The sequence below is a fragment of the uncultured Kocuria sp. genome (genome assembly GCF_947500125.1).
Lineage (GTDB): Bacteria > Actinomycetota > Actinomycetes > Actinomycetales > Micrococcaceae > Kocuria.
Genome location: NZ_CANMRA010000094.1, coordinates 1 through 449 on the forward strand (window position 1 = coordinate 1; position 449 = coordinate 449).

A 449-nucleotide genomic window follows, 5' to 3' on the forward strand; every position below is an offset into this window, starting at 1 on the left:
GATCCTCTCAACCACTGCGGCCAGCCCGTTTCCGGTTCCGGGGCTGGTTCCGGTGCCCGGGTGCGGGCCCTGGCGCTCTTGGCGGCTGCTTCCAAGAGCGCGGAAGCTTTTCCCAGGATCTCCACCGCCTCCTGCGAGGCGGCCAGCTTGCCCTGGAGGACCTGGTTCTCGGCCCGCAACCGGGCCAGTTCGGCCCGTTCCTCGGCACTCATCTCTTTCCTTCCGCGCACCGGTTGCACGACCAGGCCCGGGTCCACCAGCCGTCCCTCGGCCCGGGCTCGAGCCCAGGCCGAGACCGTCTTGGGATTCACCCCGACGTGGGCGAAGAACGCGGCCTTCGCGCCACGACCGGTGCACTTGTCGAACTCGATCAGCAGCTCCCACCGCTGAGCAGCGCTGAAGTGCTGCCGACGGGAAACACGCACTGGAACATCCATGACGGACACCTT

1 protein-coding gene is annotated in these 449 nt (G+C 67.9%); it reads right to left on the reverse strand.

Translation table 11 applies throughout. From position 1 onward, the window contains the following. Positions 1-437, reverse strand: a 437-nt coding sequence (locus Q0817_RS19995; protein ID WP_298592245.1) for a hypothetical protein, incomplete at its 3' end; no start/stop codon positions are given. Positions 438-449 lie beyond the last annotated feature (12 nt).